This is a genomic window from Micromonospora sp. WMMC264 (assembly GCF_027497275.1).
Classification (GTDB): Bacteria; Actinomycetota; Actinomycetes; order Mycobacteriales; family Micromonosporaceae; genus Micromonospora; species Micromonospora chalcea.
Map to the genome: position 1 here is coordinate 3421180 of NZ_CP114907.1, position 19842 is coordinate 3441021.

The window sequence follows — 19842 nt, forward strand, 5'->3', positions numbered from 1 at the left end:
CGGCCCCCCGCCCGCTCTCCCCGTTGATCATGAGGTTGACGGCGGATTTGGAGATCCACATCGCCGCCAACCTCATGATCGGCGCGTTCAGGCGCGGGGTCACTCGCCCGCCCGGAGGGCGGCGTGCAGGTCCTGCAGGGGGCGGACCTTCAGGTCGCCTCGGATGCGGGCCTCGATGCCCATGACCGCGGCTGCGGCGCCGGGGACCGTGGTGACGCAGGGGATGTCGACGCTCACCGCGGCGCTGCGGATCTCGTACCCGTCGGAGCGGGCGCTCGCGCCGGAGCCCTGCGGCGTGTTCACCACCAGCGCCACGTCCCCGCCGAGGATCAGCGAGACCGCGTCCGCACCCTCACCCGACTCGTAGTGCTTGCGGATCTGCTCGCAGGCGATGCCGTGCCGGCGCAGCACCTCGGCCGTGCCGGTGGTGGCCACGATCTCGAAGCCCAGGTCGGCCAGGCGCTTGATCGGGAAGATCATGCCGCGCTTGTCCCGGTTGGCGACCGAGACGAAGATCTTCCCGGCGGTGGGCAGCGACCCGTACGCGGCAGCCTGCGACTTGGCGAACGCCTGCCCGAAGCCGGTGTCGATGCCCATCACCTCGCCGGTGGACTTCATCTCCGGGCCGAGCAGCACGTCGATGCCCTTGCCGGAGGGGGTGCGGAACCGCTTGAACGGCAGCACCGCCTCCTTGACCGCGATCGGCGCGTCGGCCGGCATGGTGCCGCCGTCGCCGGTGGGCGGCAGCATCCCCTCGGCGCGCAGCTGCGCGATGGTGGCGCCGAGGGCGATCCGGGCCGCCGCCTTGGCCAGCGGCACCGCCGTGGCCTTCGAGACGAACGGCACGGTACGGGAGGCACGCGGGTTGGCCTCCAGCACGTAGAGCATGTCGCCCTGCAGCGCGTACTGGACGTTGAGCAGGCCGCGCACCCCGACGCCGCGGGCGATCTCCTCGGTGTAACGGCGCACCTGGGCCAGGTGCGAGCCGGCCAGGGTGATCGGCGGCAGCGCGCAGGACGAGTCGCCGGAGTGGATGCCGGCCTCCTCGATGTGCTCCATCACGCCGCCCAGGTAGACGTCGCCGTCGGCGTCCACGAGCGCATCCACGTCGATCTCGATGGCGTCGTCCAGGAACCGGTCCACCAGCACCGGGCGGTCCGGCGAGATGGCGGTGGCCCGGCCGATGTAGTCGCGCAGCGTGGCGTCGTCGTACACGATCTCCATGCCGCGCCCGCCGAGCACGTACGAGGGACGGACCAGCACCGGGTACCCGATCTCGTCGGCGATCGCCTTCGCCTCGTCGTACGAGGTGGCCATGCCGTGCGCGGGCGCGCGCAGCCCGGCCCGGGACAGCACCGCGCCGAACGCGCCGCGCTCCTCGGCCAGGTGGATCGACTCCGGGGAGGTCCCGACGATCGGCACCCCGGCGTTCTTGAGCCGCTGGGCCAGGCCGAGCGGCGTCTGCCCGCCGAGCTGGACGATCACCCCGATCACGCCGGGGCCGCCGGCGGCCTTGCCGGAGGAGTCCTCGGCGTGCCAGACCTCCAGCACGTCCTCGAACGTCAGCGGCTCGAAGTAGAGCCGGTCGGCGGTGTCGTAGTCGGTGGAGACGGTCTCCGGGTTGCAGTTGACCATCACCGTCTCGTAGTCCACGGCCCGGAGCGCCTGGACCGCGTGCACGCACGAGTAGTCGAACTCGATGCCCTGACCGATCCGGTTCGGCCCGGAGCCCAGGATCAGCACCTTCGGCCGCGCCGAGGGCGCCACCTCGGTCTCCGAGTCGTAGGTCGAGTAGTGGTACGGCGTGGTTGCCTCGAACTCGGCCGCGCAGGTGTCCACCGTCTTGTAGACCGGCCGTACGCCGAGCCGGTGGCGCAGCGTGCGGACGCCGTCCTCGGCGGCCAGCTCGGGACGCAGCGCGGCGAGCTGCCGGTCGGACAGGCCGGCGCGCTTGGCCCGGCGCAGCAGACCGGCGTCGAGCACCGGCGCGGCCACGATCTCGGCGCGCAGCTCGACCAGCGAGGCGATCTGGTCCAGGAACCACGGGTCCATGCCGCCGGACGCCTCGGACACCTCGGCGATCGACGCGCCCAGGCGCAGCGCCCGCTCGACGGTGTAGAGCCGGCCGTCGTGCGGCGTCCGCAGCGCCGCGAGGGTGTTCTCCAACGTGGCGCCGTCCGGGTCCGGAGTGGTCCAGAAACCCGATGCCTTGGTTTCCATCGAGCGCATCGCCTTGTTCAGCGCCTCGGTGAAGTTGCGGCCCAGGCTCATCGCCTCGCCCACCGACTTCATGGTGGTGGTCAGCTCCGGGTCGGCGCCGGGGAACTTCTCGAACGCGAACCGGGGGATCTTCACCACCACGTAGTCGAGCGTCGGCTCGAACGCCGCAGGCGTCTTGAGCGTGATGTCGTTCGGGATCTCGTCCAGCGTGTAGCCGATGGCGAGCTTCGCGGCGATCTTCGCGATCGGGAAGCCGGTGGCCTTCGACGCCAGCGCCGAGGAACGCGACACGCGGGGGTTCATCTCGATCACGACGATCCGGCCGTCGGCCGGGTTGACCGCGAACTGGATGTTGCAGCCGCCGGTGTCCACCCCGACCTCGCGCAGCACCGCGATGCCGAGGTCACGCAGCCGCTGGTACTCCCGGTCGGTGAGCGTCATCGACGGCGCGACGGTGACGCTGTCGCCGGTGTGCACGCCCATCGGGTCGACGTTCTCGATCGAGCAGACCACCACCACGTTGTCGTGGCGGTCGCGCATCAGTTCGAGCTCGTACTCCTTCCAGCCGAGCACGCTCTCCTCGATGAGCACCTCGTGCACCGGGCTGGCCGCGAGGCCCGAACCGGCGATGCGCTCCAGGTCCTCGTCGGTGTGCGCCATGCCGGAACCGAGGCCGCCCATGGTGAACGACGGCCGGATGACCACCGGCAGGCCCAGCTCGGCGACCGTCTCGCGGACCTCGTCCATCGAGTGGCAGACCCGCGAGCGCGGCACCAGCGCGGACGGATCGTCCAGGCCCAGCCGTACGCCGGCCTTCGCGACGATCTCCTTGAACAGCTGCCGGTCCTCGCCCCGGTTGATCGCCTCGATGTTCGCGCCGATCAGCTCGACGCCGTACTTCTCCAGCACGCCGGCCTCGTGCAGCGCGACGGCGGTGTTCAGCGCGGTCTGCCCGCCGAGCGTCGGCAGCAGCGCGTCGGGGCGCTCCTTGGCGATGACCAGCTCGACGAACTCCGGGGTGATCGGCTCGACGTACGTGGCGTCGGCGAACTCCGGGTCCGTCATGATCGTCGCCGGGTTGGAGTTGACCAGGCTGACCCGGATCCCCTCGCTGCGCAGCACCCGGCAGGCCTGGGTGCCGGAGTAGTCGAACTCGCAGGCCTGTCCGATCACGATCGGCCCGGAGCCGATCACCAGGACGTGCTTGAGGTCGGTCCGCTTAGGCATTCTTGCGCCCCTCGATCAGCTCTGCGAAACGGTCGAAGAGGTAGTCCGCGTCGTGCGGGCCGGCCGCCGCCTCCGGGTGGTACTGGACGGTGAAAGCGGGGATGTCGACGCCCCGCAGCCCCTCGACCACGTTGTCATTGAGGCAGACGTGTGACACCTGGACACCGCCGAACTCGGTCTGGATCACCTGATCCGGCACCACCGCGCCGTCCCCGGCGCCCGGCACCTGCACCGCGAAGCCGTGGTTGTGGCTGGTCACCTCGACCTTGCCGGTGGCCCGGTCGAGCACCGGCTGGTTGATGCCGCGGTGGCCGTACCCCAGCTTGTAGGTGCCGAAGCCGAGCGCCCGGCCGAGGATCTGGCTGCCGAAGCAGATGCCGAACAGCGGGATCCGCCGGGCCAGCACCTCCCGGGCCAGCGCCACCGGACCGTCGGCGGTCGCCGGGTCGCCCGGGCCGGGCGAGAAGAAGACCGCGTCCGCGCCGGTGGCGAGCAGGTCCTCGATCGTCGACCCGGCGGGCAGCACGTGGGTGGTGACGCCGCGGGCGGCGAGCCGGCGCGGCACGTTGCGCTTGATGCCCAGGTCCACCGCGGCCACCGTGAACCGGTGCTCGCCCTCCGCCTCGACGACGTACGGCTTGGCGGTGGTGACCTCGTCGGACAGGTTCGCGCCGACCATCTGCGGCGAGCGGCGCACCCGCTCCAGCAGGGCGGCCGGGTCGTCCTCGACGCTGGAGATGCCGACCCGCATCGCGCCGCGCTCGCGCAGGTGCCGGGTCAGCGCCCGGGTGTCCACGCCGCTGATGCCGACGACGCCCTCGGCGGCGAGCCGGTCCTCCAGCCCGCCGTCGGCGCGCCAGTTGGAGCTGATCCGGGCCGGGTCACGCACCACGTATCCGGCCACCCAGATCCGGTCGGACTCGTCGTCCTCACCGTTGACGCCGGTGTTGCCGATGTGCGGCGCGGTCTGCACCACCACCTGCCGGTGGTACGAGGGGTCGGTGAGCGTCTCCTGGTAGCCGGTCATGCCGGTGTTGAAGACCGCCTCGCCGAAGGTCTCCCCGACGCTGCCGTACGCCTCGCCGTGGAACGTGCGCCCGTCCTCGAGGACGAGGATCGCAGGACGTCTCTTCACTTAACTGCCTTTCCGTCCAGGACCGTCGGCTCGCCGCGCAGGAAGGTCGCCACGATGCGACCCGGCAGCGTCATGCGGGCGTACGGGGTGTTACGACTACGGCTGGCCAGCTCCGCCGGTTCGATGACGCGGCGGGCGGCGGGGTCGACAAGGGTCAGGTTGGCCGGCACGCCGGGCGCCGGGTCGACGCCGTGCCCGGTCAGCCCGGCGATGCGGGCCGGCGTGCGGGACATCCGCTCGGCGATCAGGTCCCAGCGGGGGCCGAACACGTCGAGCGCGATGGACAGGGCGGTCTCCAGCCCGAGCATGCCCGGCCGGGCGTACGCCCACTCGCACTCCTTGTCCTCCACGGCGTGCGGGGCGTGGTCGGTGGCGATGATGTCGATCACGCCCTCGGCCAGCGCCTCCCGCAGCGCGGCGATGTCGGCGGCGGTGCGCAGCGGCGGGTTGACCTTGAAGACCGGGTCGTAGCTCTCCGCCTTGGCGTCGGTCAGCAGCAGGTGGTGCGGCGTGACCTCGGCGGTGACCCGTACGCCGCGCGCCTTGGCCTGGCGCAGCACCTCGACGCTGCCGGCGGTGGAGACGTGGCAGACGTGCAGGCGGCTGCCGACGTGCTCGGCCAGCAGCACGTCCCGGGCGATGATCGCCTCCTCGGCGACGGCCGGCCAGCCGGTCAGCCCGAGGCGGGTGGACACCTCGCCCTCGTGCATCTGCGCGCCCTCGGTCAGCCGGGGCTCCTCGGCGTGCTGGGCGATCACGCCGTCGAACGCCTTGACGTACTCCAGCGCCCGGCGCATCAGCCGCGGGTCGGCCACGCAGTGCCCGTCGTCGGAGAAGATCCGCACCCCGGCGGCGGAGTCGGCCATCGCGCCCAGCTCGGCCAGGCGCTCGCCGGCCAGCCCGACGGTGACCGCGCCGATCGGCTGCACGTCGACCAGGCCGGCCTCCCGGCCGAGCCGCCACACCTGCTCGACCACGCCGGCGGTGTCGGCGACCGGCGAGGTGTTCGCCATCGCGCACACCGCCGTGTAGCCGCCGAGCGCCGCGGCCCGGGAACCGGACTCGACGGTCTCGGCGTCCTCCCGGCCGGGCTCGCGCAGGTGGGTGTGCAGGTCGACCAGGCCGGGCAGCGCGACCAGGCCGGTCGCGTCGACGACCGTGGCGTCGTCGGCGGCGAGTCCGTCGCCGACGGCGGCCACCACGCCGTCGCGGATGAGCAGGTCGGTCGGCTCGCCGCCGACCACACTGACGCCTGTGATGAGGTACGCGGTCACCGGTTGTTCCCTCCGAGCAGCAGGTAGAGCACGGCCATCCGCACGGAGACCCCGTTGGCGACCTGTTCGACGATGGTGGAGCGGGGCGAGTCGGCCACCTCGGGCGTGATCTCCATCCCCCGGTTCATCGGCCCGGGGTGCATGACGATCGCGTGCTCGGGCAGCCGGCGCATGCGCGGCCCGTCGAGCCCGTAGCGGCGGGCGTACTCGCGGGCCGACGGGAAGTAGGAGTCACCCATCCGTTCGCGCTGCACCCGCAGCATCATCACCACGTCCACATCTGGGAGAACGGCGTCGAGGTCGTAACAGACGTCGGTGCCGGGGGCCAGGGCGGCGGCGATGTCGACCGGGATGAGCGTGGGCGGGCCGATCAGGGTGACCTTCGCGCCGAGCGTGGACAGCAGCAGCACGTTGGAGCGGGCCACCCGGGAGTGCAGCACGTCGCCGACGATCGCCACGTGCAGGCCGTCGAGCCGGCCCAGCCGGGACCGCATCGTGTACGCGTCGAGCAGCGCCTGGGTGGGGTGCTCGTGGGTGCCGTCACCGGCGTTGACCACCGACCCGTCGACCCACTCGGCCAGCCGGTGCGGCGCGCCCGAGGCGGGGTGCCGGACGACCACCGCGTCCGCGCCCATCGCCTGGAGCGTCAGCGCCGTGTCCTTCAGGCTCTCCCCCTTGGCCACGCTGGAACCCTTGGCAGAGAAGTTGATCACGTCGGCGCTGAGCCGCTTGGCGGCCGCCTCGAACGAGATCCGGGTCCGGGTGGAGTCCTCGTAGAAGAGGTTCACCACGGTGCGCCCGCGCAGCGCGGGCAGCTTCTTGACCTCGCGCCCGGCCACCGTCGCCATCTCCGCGGCGGTGTCCAGGACCAGGGTGGCGGTGGCGGCGTCCAGGTCGGCGCCGGAGAGCAGGTGCCGGATCATGCGGGAGAGCCTCCGTACAGCCGTACCTCGTCGGCGCCGTCGGTCTCGGCGAGGGTGACCTTCACGTTCTCGGCCAGCGCGGTGGGGATGTTCTTGCCGACGTAGTCGGCGCGGATCGGGAGCTGACGGTGACCGCGGTCGACCAGGACGGCGAGTTGCACCGAGGCCGGGCGGCCGACGTCGCTGAGCGCGTCGAGCGCGGCCCGTACGGTGCGGCCGGAGAACAGCACGTCGTCGACGAGGATCACCCGCTTGCCGTCGATCCCGCCGGACGGCAGGTCGGTCGGGCCGACCGCGCGGGTGGCGTGCCGGCGCAGGTCGTCGCGGTAGAGCGTGATGTCGAGCACGCCGACCGGGACGGTGACGTCCTCGAACGTGCTGATCCGGTCCGCGAGGCGGCGGGACAGCGGCACACCGCGGGTGGGGATGCCGAGCAGCACGGTGTCGGCGGCGCCCTGGGTCTTCTCCAGGATCTGGTGGGCGATGCGGTCGACCACCCGCGACACGTCCGCAGCGGCGAGGATCACCTTCACCGAGGGTTGTCGCGGCGGTGACGAATGGGCAGCCGGTGGGTAGGCCACGGCGGACCTCCTTCCCCGCCTCACGGGACGGGTCGTTAAAGGACGTCTGGGTCGGCTCCGGGGGCCCGCGCGGGGCCCGGACCGGGGCTTCACGCCACGTTACCAGCGGTCACCGGGCCGCCCGCCGCCGGTACTGACCTGCTGGTCAGCCCGGAGAAATGGGGACAAGCCACACGAGCGTCCTAGACGTCGTGGACAGCAACACTTGACCGCGTGTCGCAATCCCCGTACCGTCACGCTCCGTAGCGATAGCTGGGAGAACCCCGAGCAGCACTGGGAGTGTCCGAATGCCCTCTGAATACGCCAAGTCGCTGGGCGCCCGCCTGCGCTCCATCCGCCAGCAGCAGGGCCTGTCCCTGCAGGGGGTGGAGGAGAAGTCGAACGGGCGGTGGAAGGCCGTGGTGGTCGGCTCGTACGAGCGCGGCGACCGCGCCGTCACCGTGTCCCGCCTGGCGGAACTGGCCGACTTCTACCGCGTTCCCGTCTCGGAGCTGCTGCCCGACGGCAGCGGGGTGCGTCACGAGCCCACCAGCAAGATCGTGCTGGACCTGGAGCGGCTCTACGACGAGGCCTCCGAGGACCTGGCCTACGTCGCCCGCTACGCGCGCGCCATCCAGCAGCAGCGCGGCGACTACAACGGCCGGGTGCTCTCCATCCGCGCCGACGACCTGCGCGCCCTCGCGATCGTCTACGACGCCTCACCGTCGGGGCTGATCGAGCGGCTGACCGAGCACGGCGTGCTGGTCGCCGACCCGCGGGCGTTCTTCGCGTCCTGACATCCGCGTACGAGAAGGGCCCGTGCCGTCCGGCACGGGCCCTTTCGTCGTCGGAGCGCGGGGCTCAGCGGCTGGCGTACTCGGCGATCCGGCCGAGAATGCCGTTGAGGAACCGGGGCGAGTCGTCCGTCGACATCTGCCGGGCCAGCTCCACCGCCTCGCTGATCGCCACCGCGTCGTCGATCTCGTCGACGTAGAGCAGTTCGTACACGGCGATCCGGGCCAGGTTGCGGTCGACCACCGGCATCCGGTCCAGCGTCCACCCCTCGGCGTAGCTGGCGATCGTCTCGTCGATCCGGTCGAGGTGCGCCGCCACGCCCTCGACCAGCCCGACCGCGTAGCCGAGGTGGTCGGGGCGCGGCTGCTCGATCCGCTCCAGGTAGCCGGCGAGCACCTCGACCGGCGGGCGGTCCCGCAGGTCGGCCTCGAAGAGCACGTCCAGCGCCCGCTTGCGCGCCTTGCGACGCGCGGGCATCTGCTGCTTGGGACCCTCGGCCATCAGGCTCGGCCGAGGTAACGGCCGTCGCGGGTGTCGACCTTGATCTTCTCACCGGTGGTGATGAACAGCGGCACCTGCACTGTGGCGCCGGTCTCGACGGTGGCCGGCTTGTTGCCGCCGGTCGACCGGTCGCCCTGCAGGCCCGGCTCGGTGTAGGTGACCTCGAGCACGACCGAGGTCGGCAGCTCGATGTACAGCGGCACGCTCTCGTGGGTGGCGACGGTCGCCTCGGCCTCGGGGAGGAGGTAGTTGGCGGCCTCGCCGACGGTGCCGCCGGGGACGGTGATCTGGTCGAACGTCTCCAGATCCATGAAGACGTAGTCCTCGCCGTCGGCGTACAGGTACTGCATGGTGCGCTTGTCCACGGTCGCGGTCTCGACCTTGGTGCCCGCGTTGAAGGTCTTGTCGACCACCTTGCCGGACAGCACGTTCTTCAGCGTGGTGCGCACGAAGGCACCACCCTTACCGGGCTTGACGTGCTGGAACTCGACGACGGCCCACAGCTCGCCGTCCAGGTTGAGTACCAGGCCGTTCTTCAGGTCGTTGGTGGTGGCCATTTCCTGCCTTGATCATCAATTGGCGGACAGACCGTCCAAGTCTACTCGCCCTGTCGAATCGGACTCGCACGCTGAGCCAGATGCTGCAGCGCCAGCCGGTAGCCGTCCACGCCCAGCCCGCAGATCACCCCGGTCGCCACCGCGGAGACCACCGAGTGGCGCCGGAACTCCTCCCGGGCGTGGATATTGGAGATGTGCACCTCGACCAGCGGGCCGCGCAGCATCGCGCAGGCGTCCCGCACCGCTACCGAGTAGTGCGTCCAGGCCGCCGGGTTGAGCACCACCGCCGCCTCCTCGTCGGCCGCCGCGTGCAGCCAGGCCAGCATCTCGTGCTCGGCGTCGGTCTGCCGGACCACCACGTCCAGCCCCAACTCCCGGCCGTGCCGCTCGCAGTCGGCCACCAGCTGGGCGTAGCTGGTCACCCCGTACACGTCGACCTGGCGGGTGCCGAGCCGGCCCAGGTTCGGCCCGTTCAGCACATACACCCTCATGAGCTGATCTCCGCGTACGCGGCGGCGAGCAGGTCGTCCGGCGGCGCCTCCAGGATCGCCGGGCGGGCGATCCCGTCGAGCACCACGAACCGCAGCCGGCTGCCCCGGGCCTTCTTGTCCACCCGCATCGCGGCCAGCAGTTCCGGCCAGGCGTCGGCCCGGTAGCCGGTCGGCAGGTCGAGCGCGGTCAGCACCCGGCGGTGCCGCTCGGCGTCGGCCGCGTCGAGACGGCCAGCGAGCCGCGCGAGAGTGGCCGCGTAGACCAGGCCGACCGACACCGCGTGACCGTGCCGCCAGCGGTACCCCTCCACCTTCTCGATTGCGTGGGCGAGGGTGTGCCCGTAGTTGAGCACCTCGCGTACCCCGGATTCGCGCAGGTCACCGGCGACCACGTCGGCCTTCACGCGGACCGCGCGCTCGACCAGTTCCCGCAGCACCGGCCCGGCCGGGTCGAGCGCGGCGGCCGGGTCCCGCTCGACCAGGTCGAGGATCACCGGGTCGGCGATGAACCCGCACTTGACCACCTCGGCCATGCCGGCGGCCAGGTCGGCCGGGGGCAGGCTGTCCAGCGTCGCCAGGTCGGCCAGCACGCCGGCCGGCGGGTGGAACGCGCCGACCAGGTTCTTGCCGGCGGCGGTGTTGATGCCGGTCTTGCCGCCCACCGCGGCGTCGACCATGCCGAGCAGCGACGTCGCGACCGGCACCCAGCGCACGCCGCGCAGCCAGGTCGCGGCGACGAAACCGGCCAGGTCGGTGACCGCGCCGCCGCCCACCCCGACCACCGCGTCGGTACGGGTGAACCCGGCGTCGCCGAGCCGCTCCCAGCAGGCCGCCGCCACGTCGACGTGCTTGCCCGCCTCGGCGTCCGGCACCTCGATCAGCAGCGGCGTCACGCCGCCCTCGCGGACCGCGTCGGCGAGCCGGTCGGCGAGCGCCTTGAGCGGCGGCGCGTGCAGGAAGGCCACCCGCTCGGCGCCCGCCAGCAGCACCGGCGGCGGGTCCAGCAGGTCACGTCCCACCAGCACGTCGTACGGCCGCTCGCCGCCGACCGGGATCCGGGTCACCTCGTCCATCGCGGGCAGCCTAGTCCAGCGCGCCGCCCCCGCGCGGCCGTTGTCCACTGGCTGGGTGTTTGTCCGGCCACATCGCGGGTAGGGCGGCCGGAATGAGTGAGACGACGGCACACGCGACCCGACCGGAGTCCGCGACGAGCATCCGGCTGCCCGCCACGATCCTCGGCGTCGGGCTCGGCGGCTTCGTCGACGGCATCGTCCTGCACCAGGTCCTGCAGTGGCACCACATGCTCAGCAGCACCGGCAGCGACCGGATCGGCGTCCGCGAGTACCCGGTGGACACCGTGCCCGGGTTGCAGATGAACACGCTCTGGGACGGCCTGTTCCACGTGGTCACCTGGGTGGCGGTGCTGACCGGCCTGGCCCTGCTCTACTCCCGGGTCACACACTCGCGGGGCCGGCTGTGGCGCTCGCCGATGCTGTGGGGCTGGGCGCTGATCGGCTGGGGCCTGTTCAACCTGGTCGAGGGCGTCGTCGACCACCACCTGCTCGGCATCCACCACGTCCGCGGCGGCCCGAACCAGCTCTGGTGGGACCTCGGGTTCCTCGCGCTCGGCGTGGTGCTGATCGCTGTCGGCTGGACGATCCAGCGCCGGGCCCGCGCGGTGGACCTCTGCGCGCCGGAGCGCCGGTGAGCCTGGCTCACGCCGGGCACGCCGGCGGCGGCTTCCCGGCGATCGCGCTGATCCCGGCGGCGCTGTTCTGGGCGTACCTGGCCGCCGCGCTGCGGCTGCGGGACCCGGGCGGGCCCGGCTGGCCGCACGCCCGGACGGCGAGCTTCGGGCTGGGCGCGCTGCTGCTGGCGGGCGGGCTGGCGTGGCCGGCCGGCGACTTCGTCGGGCACATGTGGCAGCACCTGCTGATCGGCATGCTCGCGCCGCTGGCGCTGGTGCTCGGCGCCCCGGTCACGCTGCTGCTGCGCACGCTGGACCGGCGTACCGGCCGGGCACTGGTCCATCTGCTGCGGCATCCGACAGCACGGGTGCTCGGCCACCCGGTGACCGGCCTGCTGCTCACCGCGGGCGGGCTGTGGCTGCTCTACCTCACCCCGCTGTACCGGGCCACGCTGGACAGCCCGGCCCTGCACACGCTGGTGAACGTGCACTTCCTGCTCAGCGGCTGCCTGTTCGCCTGGTCGATCGCCGGTCCCGACCCGGGCCCGCACCGCCCGCGCGTACCGGTGCGGCTGGTGGTGATCGGGTTCGGGGTGGCCGCGCACGCCACCATCGCCCAACTGCTCTACGCCGGGCTGTTCGTGGACGTGCCGGCGACCGCCGCCGAGCTGCGGGCCGGCGCCACGCTCATGTACTACCTCGGTGACCTGGCCGAGATCGCGCTGGCGCTGGCGCTGCTCGCCACCTGGCGACCGGAGCGGAGCCCTCGCCGCAGGGCGGCCGGGGCCGTTGCGGCAAATACCTGACCGGCCCCTCCCGACACGTTTCCCACGCACCCATGGCGTTCCACCCACCGACGCCATCGACGCCGGCTGGAACGCCACGGGTGCCATAACGCTCGGGAGACACCCACGGCGTTCCACCCACCAACGTCATCCACGCCGGGTGGAACGTCATGGGTGCCACGACACCCCGGAGACACCCACCGCGTTCCACCGAGGGCGGGAGCCGGGCGCGGCAGTGCGGTTGTCAGGGCTTGAGCAGCGCGGCGATCTCCGCAGCCAACTCCTCCGGCGTACGCCCGTCCGTCACCACGGTCGCGGTCGCCACCTCGGCGTAGAGCGGGCGGCGCTGGTCCATCAGGTGCTTGAGCGTGGCGCGCGGGTTCAGCGCGAGCAACGGACGCCCGGCGCCCAGACCGACCCGCTTGACCGCGTCCGGCAGCTCCACCGACAGGTGCACCACGGTGTGGCCGATCAGCGCGGCCCGGTTCTCCTCGGCCAGCACCGCGCCGCCGCCGATCGCGAGCACGCCCGCGTGCGACGCGAGCGCCGCCGCCACGGCGGCCCGTTCGAGGGTACGGAAGTGCTCCTCCCCCTCGACCACGAAGATCTCCGGAATGGGCTTGCCGGCGAGGTTCTCGATGTCGGCGTCGGTGTCCCGGAAGTCGACGCCGAGCGCCTCGGCCAGCGCCGTGCCGACAGTGGTCTTGCCGGCACCGGGCGCACCGACCAGCACGCAGATCGGCCGGGTGCTCACTTGATCACCAAGCTGTCGAGGTAACCGGTCAGGTTGCGGCGCATCTCGGCGACCGAGTCGCCGCCGAACTTCTCCACCGCCGCCTCGGCCAGCACGAGCGCGACCATCGCCTCGGCCACCACCGCCGCCGCCGGCACCGCGCACACGTCGGAGCGCTGGTTGATCGCGGTGGCCGGCTCGCCCGTGGTCACGTCGATCGTGGCCAGGGCCCGGTTCAGCGACGAGATGGGCTTCATGGCCGCCTTCACCCGCAGCGGCTCACCGGTGGTGATGCCACCCTCCAGGCCACCGGCCCGGTCGGTGATCCGCCGCACGCCGGTGGCGGTGGGCACGATCTCGTCGTGCGCCTCCGAGCCGCGCGAGCGGGCCTGCTGCCAGCCGTCGCCGATCTCCACGCCCTTGATCGCCTGGATCGACATGAGCGCGGTGGCGAGGCGCGCGTCGAGCTTGCGGTCCCACTGCACGTGGCTGCCCAGGCCCGGCGGTACCCCGTACGCGAGCACCTCGACCACGCCGCCGAGCGTGTCGGCGGCCTTCTTCGCGGCGTCGACCTCGGCGACCATCCGGGCGCTGGCCTCGGCGTCGAGGCAGCGCAGCGGGTCGGCGTCGATGCGGGCGGCGTCCTCCGGGGTGGGGCGAAGCCCCGGCTTGACCGCAACCGGGCCCAGCTCGACCACGTGGGAGACGATCTCGACGCCGAGCGCCTGACGCACGAGCGCCTTGGCGACGGTGCCCACCGCGACCCGGGCGGCGGTCTCCCGGGCGCTGGCGCGCTCCAGGATCGGCCGGGCGTCGGTGTGCCCGTACTTCTGCATGCCGGCCAGGTCGGCGTGACCCGGGCGGGGACGGGTCAGCGGCGCGTTGCGGGCCTGACTCGCCAGCTCCTCCGGGTCGACCGGGTCGGCGGCCATCACGGTGCGCCACTTGGGCCACTCGGAGTTGCCGACCCGGATCGCGACCGGGCTGCCGAGCGTCACGCCGTGCCGGAGCCCGCCGATGATCTCGACCTCGTCCTGCTCGAACGACATCCGGGCACCCCGGCCGTAGCCGAGCCGGCGCCGGGCCAGCTCGCCGGAGATCTCCCCGGTGGTCACCTCGATGCCGGCGGGTACGCCCTCCAGCATCGCGACGAGGGCGGGTCCGTGCGATTCACCTGCAGTCAGCCAGCGCAACACGACGGTCAGTGTGTCACGCCCGGTGGTCACCGGCGGACGCCGCCCGCCGCATCCCGCCCACCGGACAGGCCGCCTCCGCGCCGATCTGCCGCCTCGTGGGGCGAGGCGTTAACAAGGGACCCTTCCTCTACCGGAGGAGTTAATAAGGGGCCCTTCCTTACACCGGCAGGGCAGCGCGCATCGCGGCGCGTGGGGCGGTGACGCCGGTGAAGTGCTCGAACTGGCCGTACGCCTGGGCCAGCAGCAGGTCCAGCCCGGAGACCACCCGGCACCCGGCTGTCAGCGCCGCCGCCGCGAGCGGCGTGGGCCACGGATCGTAGACGACGTCGAAGAAGACCGACTCCGGTCGCCAGTCGAAGTTGTCGGCGAGCGGGTCGGCCACGCCCTTCGGCACCGTGGAGATCACCAGGTCGGCGCGGGCGTGCGCGGGCGCGCCGTCCCACTCGGCCCCGGCCAATGGCACGCCGGCCGCCGCCGCGACCGGGCGCAGCTCGTCGACCGCCTCCGGGCGGCGGGCCACCACAGTCACCTCGGCCGCCCCGATCCGGGCTGCCGCCGCGATGGCCGCCCGGGCGGTGCCACCGGCGCCGAGCACGGTGACGACCGCCCCGGCGACGCAGCCCGCGCCGGTGAGCACCTCGACCATGCCGGTGACGTCGGTGTTGTCCGCGTACCAGGTGCCGTCGGCGCGTCGTACCAGCGTGTTGGCGGCGCCGACGGCGGCGGCGGCCGGTGAGACCTCGTCGGCCAGCGCGAGCGCCGCCTCCTTGCCCGGCATGGTCACCGACAGCCCGGCCCATTCCGGGCCGAGGCCCGCGACCAGGCCGGGCAGGTCGTCGGCGCCGGCTTCGATCTGGGTGTACGACCAGCCGCTCAGCCCGGCCGCCGCGTACCCGGCGGTGTGGATCACCGGGGAGAGCGAGTGGGCGATCGGCTTGCCGACCACCGCGGCGCGGCGGGGATCGGCCATCAGATGATCCCGGCCTCGCGCGCCTTCTGCTCGTTGCGTTGGTGCTCGGCGTAGGTCTCGGCGAACGCGGAGCGCCCGTCCTTGCTGATCGCCACGAAGAAGAGCCACTTGCCCGGCGGCGGGCTGAGCGCGCCCTGCAGGGCGTCCTTGCCCGGGTTGTTGATCGGGGTGGGGATCAGGCCGCGCAGCTTGCGGTTGTACGGGTTCTTCGGGTCGTCCAGCTCGGCGGCGGTCATGTCCTTCGACGCCTTGGTCGGCCGCCCGGTCAACTCCAGGTAGTAGTTGACGGTGACGTCCATCTCCAGACAGCCGCAGTCGAAGTTGCCCTTGTAGACCCGGTTGTAGGCGACCTGAGCGACCTTGCCCAGGTCGACCTTGTTGCCGGCCTCGGCCTGCGCGAGCGAGGCGACGATCAGCGCCTCGTACGGGGTGATGCCACCGCGGTCCTGCTGCACCTTCTCGGCGTACTGCATGTTCGAGGTGACGGTGAGGAAGTTGTTCACCATCAGCTTGAGCACCGTCTCGGCGGTAGCCTTCGGCGGGATCTCGTAGGTGTCGGGGAAGAGGAAGCCCTCGATCGACGGCTTGACCTTCTTGCCGTCGGAGCGCTTGAACCACCAGTCCGGTACGCCGAGCGCCTCCGGATCCTTCGCCGCCGCCTCGAAGTCCTTGACCGGGATGTCGGTCTTCTCGGAGAGCCGCTTGTAGACCGTCTTCGCGGTGAGCCCCTCGGGAATGGTGATCCCGTTCACGATCCGGTTCTTCAGGTCCAGCATGGCCGCGACCGCCGCGTCGCCGCTCATCTGCTTGCGCAGCTTGTACGTGCCGGGCTGGATGTTCTTGCTGCGCGAGTTCTCCTCGGCGGCCTCGATGAACGCCTTGGTGCTCTTCACCACGTCGGCGGCGACCAGCGCGTCGGCCATGTCGGCGAGCAGCGCGCCCTGCTTGATCTCGACGGTCACCTCGCCGGTGCCGGAGCCGTCGTAGTCGGGGGTGACGAAGTAGTTCTGGACCCGGTCGAAGCCGTAGAACGCGCCGCCGCCGATGCCGCCCAGCAGGATCAGCGCGAGCGCGAGGGCGAGCAGGGTCTTGCCCCGGCCGCCGCCGGACTTGCCCTGCCGTCGGCGTACCGCGCCGCGCCGGTGCCGGCCCTTCTCCCCCCTGTCCTGCTCGTCGAAGCCCAGATCAAGGTCGTCGATCATTGCGTCCGCCTCCGCTGTGCGTCCAGCCAGCTCTGCAGAATCTCCACCGCGGCGGCCTGGTCGACCACCGCCCGTTGGCGCTTTCCCCGGACGCCCCGTTCGGCCAGCCTACGACTCGCGACGACGGTAGACATCCTCTCGTCCGTCAGCGTCACCGGAATCGGCCTCATTACATCAGCCAATCGGCTGGCATAGGCTGATACGTTCACCGCCGCGGGGCCGTGCTTTCCGGCGAGGTTGACCGGTAGCCCGACGACGATTCCCACCGCCTCGTGCTCGGCGGCGAGCCGGACCAGCTCGGCCATGTCGGCGGGCACCGCGTCCGGTTCGGCGGTCAGGTCGCGGGCCAGCGTGACCAGGGGCGTGGCGAGGATGCCGTGCGGATCACATCGGGCCACACCCACCCGGACCTGGCCCACGTCGACGCCCAGCCGGACGCCACGGGACAGCTCGGCCACTATCGGACACCTCCCCGCCGGTACGGGCCAGGGCGGACCGGGTGGTCCGCCCTGGCGTCGATCGGTGCGCTCATGCCGTGCCGATCGGGCATGCGCTCACGGCCCTCGCTCCGCTCGGTGCGTTCACTCATGCCGTACCGGCGACCGCCTGCTCGACGGTGACCAGCAGGTTCGGCGCCTCCGCCGCGGGCAGGCCGCCGCCCTGGGCCAGGTCGTCGCTGCCGCCGCCCCGGCCGGAGAACGCCGCCTTCACGAGGTCCTTCGCGCTCAGGCTCCGCCCCCGGGCGGCCTGGTTGACGGCCACCACCAGGGACGCCTTGCCGTTGGCCCGGGCCGCCACCGCGACCACCGCCGGGCGGGCCGGGTCGATCCGGCCCCGGATCTCCTGGGCGAGGGTCCGCACGTCGTTCGCAGCCGCGCCCTCCGGCGCCTCGGTGCCGACGTACGCGACGCCGCGCACGTCCTTGGCCTGCGCGGCCAGGGCGCCGGCCCCGCCGAGCACGAGCTGGGCGCGCAGCTTCTCCAGTTCCTTCTCGGCGTCGCGAAGCTGGGTGACGGTCTGCTCCACCCGGTCGGCGACCTGCTCCCCCGGCACCCGGAACAGCTCGGCCAGCCGGGACACCAGCAGGTGCTCGCGGGCCAGGAAGCCGAACGCGTCCATGCCGACGAGCGCCTCGATCCGGCGTACCCCGGAACCCACCGACGCCTCGGAGAGGATCTTCACCAGGCCGAGCTGGGCGGAGCGGGCCACGTGCGTGCCGCCGCACAGCTCCCGGGCGTAGTCGCCGACCTCGACGACCCGGACCCGCTCGCCGTACTTCTCGCCGAACAGGGCCATCGCCCCGATCCGGCGCGCCTCCTCCTGGCTGGTGACGAACGCGTGCACCTCCAGGTCGGCCAGCAGCACCTCGTTGACCTGCTGCTCCACGTCGTGCAGCACGCTCGGCGCCACACCCGTCGGGGTGTTGAAGTCGAACCGCAGCCGGCCGGGCGCGTTCAGCGAACCCGCCTGGGTGGCCGACTCGCCGAGGAAGTTGCGCATCGTCTGGTGCACCAGGTGCGTCGCGGTGTGCGAGCGGGAGATCGCCCGGCGGCGGGACACGTCGATCTCGGCGTACCCGGTCTCCCCGGAGCGCACCTCGCCGCGCACCACCTTGGCCCGGTGCACGATCAGGCCGGGCACCGGCTGCTGCACGTCGAAGACCTCGACCTGGCCGCCGCCGACGGTGATGAGCCCCTGGTCGGGCTGCTGCCCGCCGCCCTCGGCGTAGAACGGGGTGGTGTCGAGCACCAGCTCGATCGTGTCGCCCTCGACCGCGGCGGAGATCGCGGCGCCGCCGGACAGCAGCGCGCGCACCCGCGACTCGCGGCTCAGCTCGGTGTAGCCGGTGAACTCCACCGGCCCGCCGCCGTCGAGCACCGACCGGTACGCCGACACGTCGGTGTGCCCGGTCTTGCGCGCCTGCGCGTCGGCCTTGGCCCGGCTGCGCTGGTCGGCCATCAGCCGGCGGAAGCCCTCCGCGTCGACCTGCAGCCCCTGCTCGGCCGCGATCTCCAGGGTCAGGTCGATCGGGAAGCCGTACGTGTCGTGCAGCTGGAACGCCTTGTCACCGGAGAGCGCCGCCTTGCCGGCCGACTTGGTCTCCGCGATGGCGGTGTCCAGGATCGTGGTGCCGGCGCGCAGCGTGGCCAGGAACGCGTCCTCCTCGGCGTACGCGTACTGGGAGATCCGGCCGAAGTCCTCGGCCAGCTCCGGGTACGACGGCGCCATGCAGTCGCGGGCCACCGGCAGCAGCTCCGGCAGCGCCCGGTCCTGGTAGCCCAGCAGCCGCACCGCCCGGATCGCCCGGCGCATGATCCGGCGCAGCACGTAGCCCCGGCCCTCGTTCGACGGGGTCACGCCGTCGCCGATGAGCATCAGCGAGGTGCGCACGTGGTCGGCGATGACCCGCAGCCGGACGTCGTCCGGGTGCGACTCGTTCGCCGCGTGACCGGAGTGCACGCCGTAGCGCTTGCCGGTCAGCTCGGCGGCCTTGTCGAGGATCGGGCGGACCTCGTCGATCTCGTAGAGGTTGTCCACGCCCTGCAGCAGCGAGGCCATCCGCTCCAGGCCCATGCCGGTGTCGATGTTCTTCGCCGGCAGGTCACCGAGGATCGGGAAGTCCTCCTTGCCGGTGCCCGGGCCGCGCTCGAACTGCATGAAGACGAGGTTCCAGAACTCCAGGTAACGGTCCTCGTCGACCTCGGGACCGCCCTCGCGGCCGTAGGCCGGGCCGCGGTCGTAGTACAGCTCGGAGCACGGGCCGCACGGGCCGGGGATGCCCATCGACCAGAAGTTGTCGGCCTTGCCGCGGCGCACGATCCGCTCGGCCGGCACGCCGGTGGCGCGCCAGATGTCGTACGCCTCGTCGTCGTCCAGGTAGACCGTGGCCCAGATCCGCTCCGGGTCCAGCCCGAAGCCGCCCGCCTCGACCGACTTGGTGGCCAGGTCCCAGGCGAGCGGGATCGCCCCGGACTTGAAGTAGTCACCGAAGGAGAAGTTGCCGTTCATCTGGAAGAACGTGCCGTGCCGGCTGGTCTTGCCGACCTCGTCGATATCAGGCGTCCGGATGCACTTCTGCACGCTCGTCGCCCGCGCGTACGGCGGGGTCTGCTGGCCCAGGAAGTAGGGCACGAACTGCACCATGCCCGCGTTGATGAACAGCAGGTTCGGGTCGCTGATGGCGGGCAGCGGAGCGGACGGCACCACGGTGTGCCCGTTCGCCTCGAAGTGGGCGAGGAACCGCCGCTTGATCTCCGCCGTCTTCATCGCTGGTGGTCCTCCGGGAAAATCTCTCGGTCGCCGATGCGCGGGTCCTCCCGCAGCTCGGCGAACTGGTCGTCGTACACCTCGCCGCGGGCGAAGGCCTCGTGGATCTCCTGCTCACGCTCGGCCATGCCGACCCGGACGTCGTCCACGAACGCCCGCAGCGACTCGACCAGACCGCCGGCGGACTCGGACAGCCCGCTGGCGATGCCGGCCGGGGTGTACGCCTGCGCGGTCCGGGTGGCCTTGCGCACCACCAGGACGCCCACGGCCAGCCCGATGCCCAGCCAGAACAACCGCCTCATGCTCTCATCCTCCCGCG

19 protein-coding genes are annotated in these 19842 nt (G+C 72.2%); 3 read left to right on the forward strand and 16 right to left on the reverse strand.

Annotation, left to right across the window (positions count from 1 at the left end; genetic code table 11):
* Nucleotides 1–99: 99 nt before the first annotated feature.
* From carB to pyrR, 5 genes are read right to left on the reverse strand one after another with little or no spacing between them, the layout of a single operon-like run.
* Complete coding sequence (gene carB / locus O7542_RS14540) at nt 100–3447, reverse strand: carbamoyl-phosphate synthase large subunit (RefSeq protein WP_281604739.1); 3348 nt, start codon at nt 3445–3447, stop codon at nt 100–102.
* Nucleotides 3440–4582 (reverse strand): glutamine-hydrolyzing carbamoyl-phosphate synthase small subunit, encoded by a 1143-nt coding sequence (carA, locus tag O7542_RS14545; RefSeq protein ID WP_166456327.1) that lies wholly within the window; start codon nt 4580–4582, stop codon nt 3440–3442. Before carA ends, carB begins: the two co-directional genes overlap by 8 nt.
* A complete protein-coding gene (locus tag O7542_RS14550; RefSeq protein WP_281604740.1) occupies nt 4579–5856 on the reverse strand; it encodes a dihydroorotase in 1278 nt (425 codons plus the stop codon). The genes carA and O7542_RS14550 overlap by 4 nt, the downstream gene beginning before the upstream one ends.
* Nucleotides 5853–6779: an aspartate carbamoyltransferase catalytic subunit gene (locus O7542_RS14555; RefSeq protein ID WP_030502502.1), complete on the reverse strand. Its 927-nt coding sequence runs from the start codon at nt 6777–6779 to the stop codon at nt 5853–5855. Before O7542_RS14555 ends, O7542_RS14550 begins: the two co-directional genes overlap by 4 nt.
* Nucleotides 6776–7360 carry a bifunctional pyr operon transcriptional regulator/uracil phosphoribosyltransferase PyrR gene (gene pyrR / locus O7542_RS14560; RefSeq protein ID WP_043324953.1) on the reverse strand — a complete coding sequence of 195 codons (585 nt, stop codon included), beginning with the start codon at nt 7358–7360 and terminating at the stop codon, nt 6776–6778. Before pyrR ends, O7542_RS14555 begins: the two co-directional genes overlap by 4 nt.
* A 287-nt stretch (nt 7361–7647) precedes the next feature.
* On the opposite strand from pyrR, the gene O7542_RS14565 reads away from it, so the two are divergent.
* Complete coding sequence (locus O7542_RS14565; RefSeq protein WP_013285505.1) at nt 7648–8136, forward strand: helix-turn-helix domain-containing protein; 489 nt, start codon at nt 7648–7650, stop codon at nt 8134–8136.
* Nucleotides 8137–8200: 64 nt separating this feature from the next.
* Here the strand turns inward: O7542_RS14565 and nusB are convergent, their stop codons facing one another.
* The 4 genes from nusB to aroB are packed head-to-tail and all read right to left on the reverse strand — an operon-like array spanning nt 8201 to nt 10756.
* Complete coding sequence (gene nusB / locus O7542_RS14570) at nt 8201–8611, reverse strand: transcription antitermination factor NusB (RefSeq protein ID WP_174534511.1); 411 nt, start codon at nt 8609–8611, stop codon at nt 8201–8203.
* Between the two features lie 23 nt (nt 8612–8634).
* On the reverse strand, nt 8635–9192 hold the full coding sequence (gene efp, locus O7542_RS14575; RefSeq protein ID WP_013285503.1) for an elongation factor P: 558 nt from the start codon (nt 9190–9192) through the stop codon (nt 8635–8637).
* Between the two features lie 41 nt (nt 9193–9233).
* Nucleotides 9234–9683, reverse strand: coding sequence for a type II 3-dehydroquinate dehydratase (gene aroQ, locus O7542_RS14580; RefSeq protein ID WP_043324954.1), 450 nt, complete (start codon nt 9681–9683; stop codon nt 9234–9236).
* The gene (gene aroB, locus O7542_RS14585) at nt 9680–10756 is read right to left on the reverse strand and encodes a 3-dehydroquinate synthase (RefSeq protein ID WP_043324955.1); all 1077 of its coding nucleotides are present in this window, start codon (nt 10754–10756) and stop codon (nt 9680–9682) included. Before aroB ends, aroQ begins: the two co-directional genes overlap by 4 nt.
* A gap of 92 nt (nt 10757–10848) precedes the next feature.
* On the opposite strand from aroB, the gene O7542_RS14590 reads away from it, so the two are divergent.
* Both O7542_RS14590 and O7542_RS14595 read left to right on the forward strand, forming a co-directional pair.
* Nucleotides 10849–11391: a DUF2243 domain-containing protein gene (locus O7542_RS14590; RefSeq protein WP_043324956.1), complete on the forward strand. Its 543-nt coding sequence runs from the start codon at nt 10849–10851 to the stop codon at nt 11389–11391.
* Nucleotides 11388–12176: a cytochrome c oxidase assembly protein gene (locus O7542_RS14595; RefSeq protein ID WP_209961162.1), complete on the forward strand. Its 789-nt coding sequence runs from the start codon at nt 11388–11390 to the stop codon at nt 12174–12176. The genes O7542_RS14590 and O7542_RS14595 overlap by 4 nt, the downstream gene beginning before the upstream one ends.
* A gap of 223 nt (nt 12177–12399) precedes the next feature.
* On the opposite strand, the gene O7542_RS14600 is transcribed toward O7542_RS14595, so the two are convergent.
* The 7 genes from O7542_RS14600 to O7542_RS14630 form a co-directional block, all read right to left on the reverse strand.
* Nucleotides 12400–12909, reverse strand: coding sequence for a shikimate kinase (locus O7542_RS14600; RefSeq protein ID WP_281604741.1), 510 nt, complete (start codon nt 12907–12909; stop codon nt 12400–12402).
* Nucleotides 12906–14084: a chorismate synthase gene (gene aroC / locus O7542_RS14605; RefSeq protein WP_043330334.1), complete on the reverse strand. Its 1179-nt coding sequence runs from the start codon at nt 14082–14084 to the stop codon at nt 12906–12908. Before aroC ends, O7542_RS14600 begins: the two co-directional genes overlap by 4 nt.
* Nucleotides 14085–14241: 157 nt before the next feature.
* A complete protein-coding gene (locus O7542_RS14610) occupies nt 14242–15054 on the reverse strand; it encodes a shikimate dehydrogenase (RefSeq protein WP_064448514.1) in 813 nt (270 codons plus the stop codon).
* On the reverse strand, nt 15054–16256 hold the full coding sequence (gene mltG, locus O7542_RS14615) for an endolytic transglycosylase MltG (RefSeq protein WP_043324960.1): 1203 nt from the start codon (nt 16254–16256) through the stop codon (nt 15054–15056). The genes O7542_RS14610 and mltG overlap by 1 nt, the downstream gene beginning before the upstream one ends.
* Complete coding sequence (ruvX, locus tag O7542_RS14620) at nt 16253–16714, reverse strand: Holliday junction resolvase RuvX (protein WP_043324961.1); 462 nt, start codon at nt 16712–16714, stop codon at nt 16253–16255. Before ruvX ends, mltG begins: the two co-directional genes overlap by 4 nt.
* A 127-nt stretch (nt 16715–16841) precedes the next feature.
* Nucleotides 16842–19523: an alanine--tRNA ligase gene (gene alaS / locus O7542_RS14625; protein WP_064448515.1), complete on the reverse strand. Its 2682-nt coding sequence runs from the start codon at nt 19521–19523 to the stop codon at nt 16842–16844.
* Complete coding sequence (locus tag O7542_RS14630; RefSeq protein WP_013285491.1) at nt 19520–19825, reverse strand: hypothetical protein; 306 nt, start codon at nt 19823–19825, stop codon at nt 19520–19522. The genes alaS and O7542_RS14630 overlap by 4 nt, the downstream gene beginning before the upstream one ends.
* Nucleotides 19826–19842: the final 17 nt, after the last annotated feature.

Bases quoted from the DNA above. Each gene is read 5' to 3' on its own strand.
- carB (WP_281604739.1), bottom strand. From the start codon at position 3,447: ATGCCTAAGCGGACCGACCTCAAGCACGTCCTGGTGATCGGCTCCGGG.
- O7542_RS14555 (WP_030502502.1), bottom strand. From the start codon at position 6,779: ATGATCCGGCACCTGCTCTCCGGCGCCGACCTGGACGCCGCCACCGCC.
- O7542_RS14565 (WP_013285505.1), top strand. From the start codon at position 7,648: ATGCCCTCTGAATACGCCAAGTCGCTGGGCGCCCGCCTGCGCTCCATC.
- nusB (WP_174534511.1), bottom strand. From the start codon at position 8,611: ATGCCCGCGCGTCGCAAGGCGCGCAAGCGGGCGCTGGACGTGCTCTTC.
- efp (WP_013285503.1), bottom strand. From the start codon at position 9,192: ATGGCCACCACCAACGACCTGAAGAACGGCCTGGTACTCAACCTGGAC.
- aroQ (WP_043324954.1), bottom strand. From the start codon at position 9,683: ATGAGGGTGTATGTGCTGAACGGGCCGAACCTGGGCCGGCTCGGCACC.
- aroB (WP_043324955.1), bottom strand. From the start codon at position 10,756: ATGGACGAGGTGACCCGGATCCCGGTCGGCGGCGAGCGGCCGTACGAC.
- O7542_RS14590 (WP_043324956.1), top strand. From the start codon at position 10,849: ATGAGTGAGACGACGGCACACGCGACCCGACCGGAGTCCGCGACGAGC.
- O7542_RS14610 (WP_064448514.1), bottom strand. From the start codon at position 15,054: ATGGCCGATCCCCGCCGCGCCGCGGTGGTCGGCAAGCCGATCGCCCAC.
- mltG (WP_043324960.1), bottom strand. From the start codon at position 16,256: ATGATCGACGACCTTGATCTGGGCTTCGACGAGCAGGACAGGGGGGAG.
- alaS (WP_064448515.1), bottom strand. From the start codon at position 19,523: ATGAAGACGGCGGAGATCAAGCGGCGGTTCCTCGCCCACTTCGAGGCG.
- O7542_RS14630 (WP_013285491.1), bottom strand. From the start codon at position 19,825: ATGAGGCGGTTGTTCTGGCTGGGCATCGGGCTGGCCGTGGGCGTCCTG.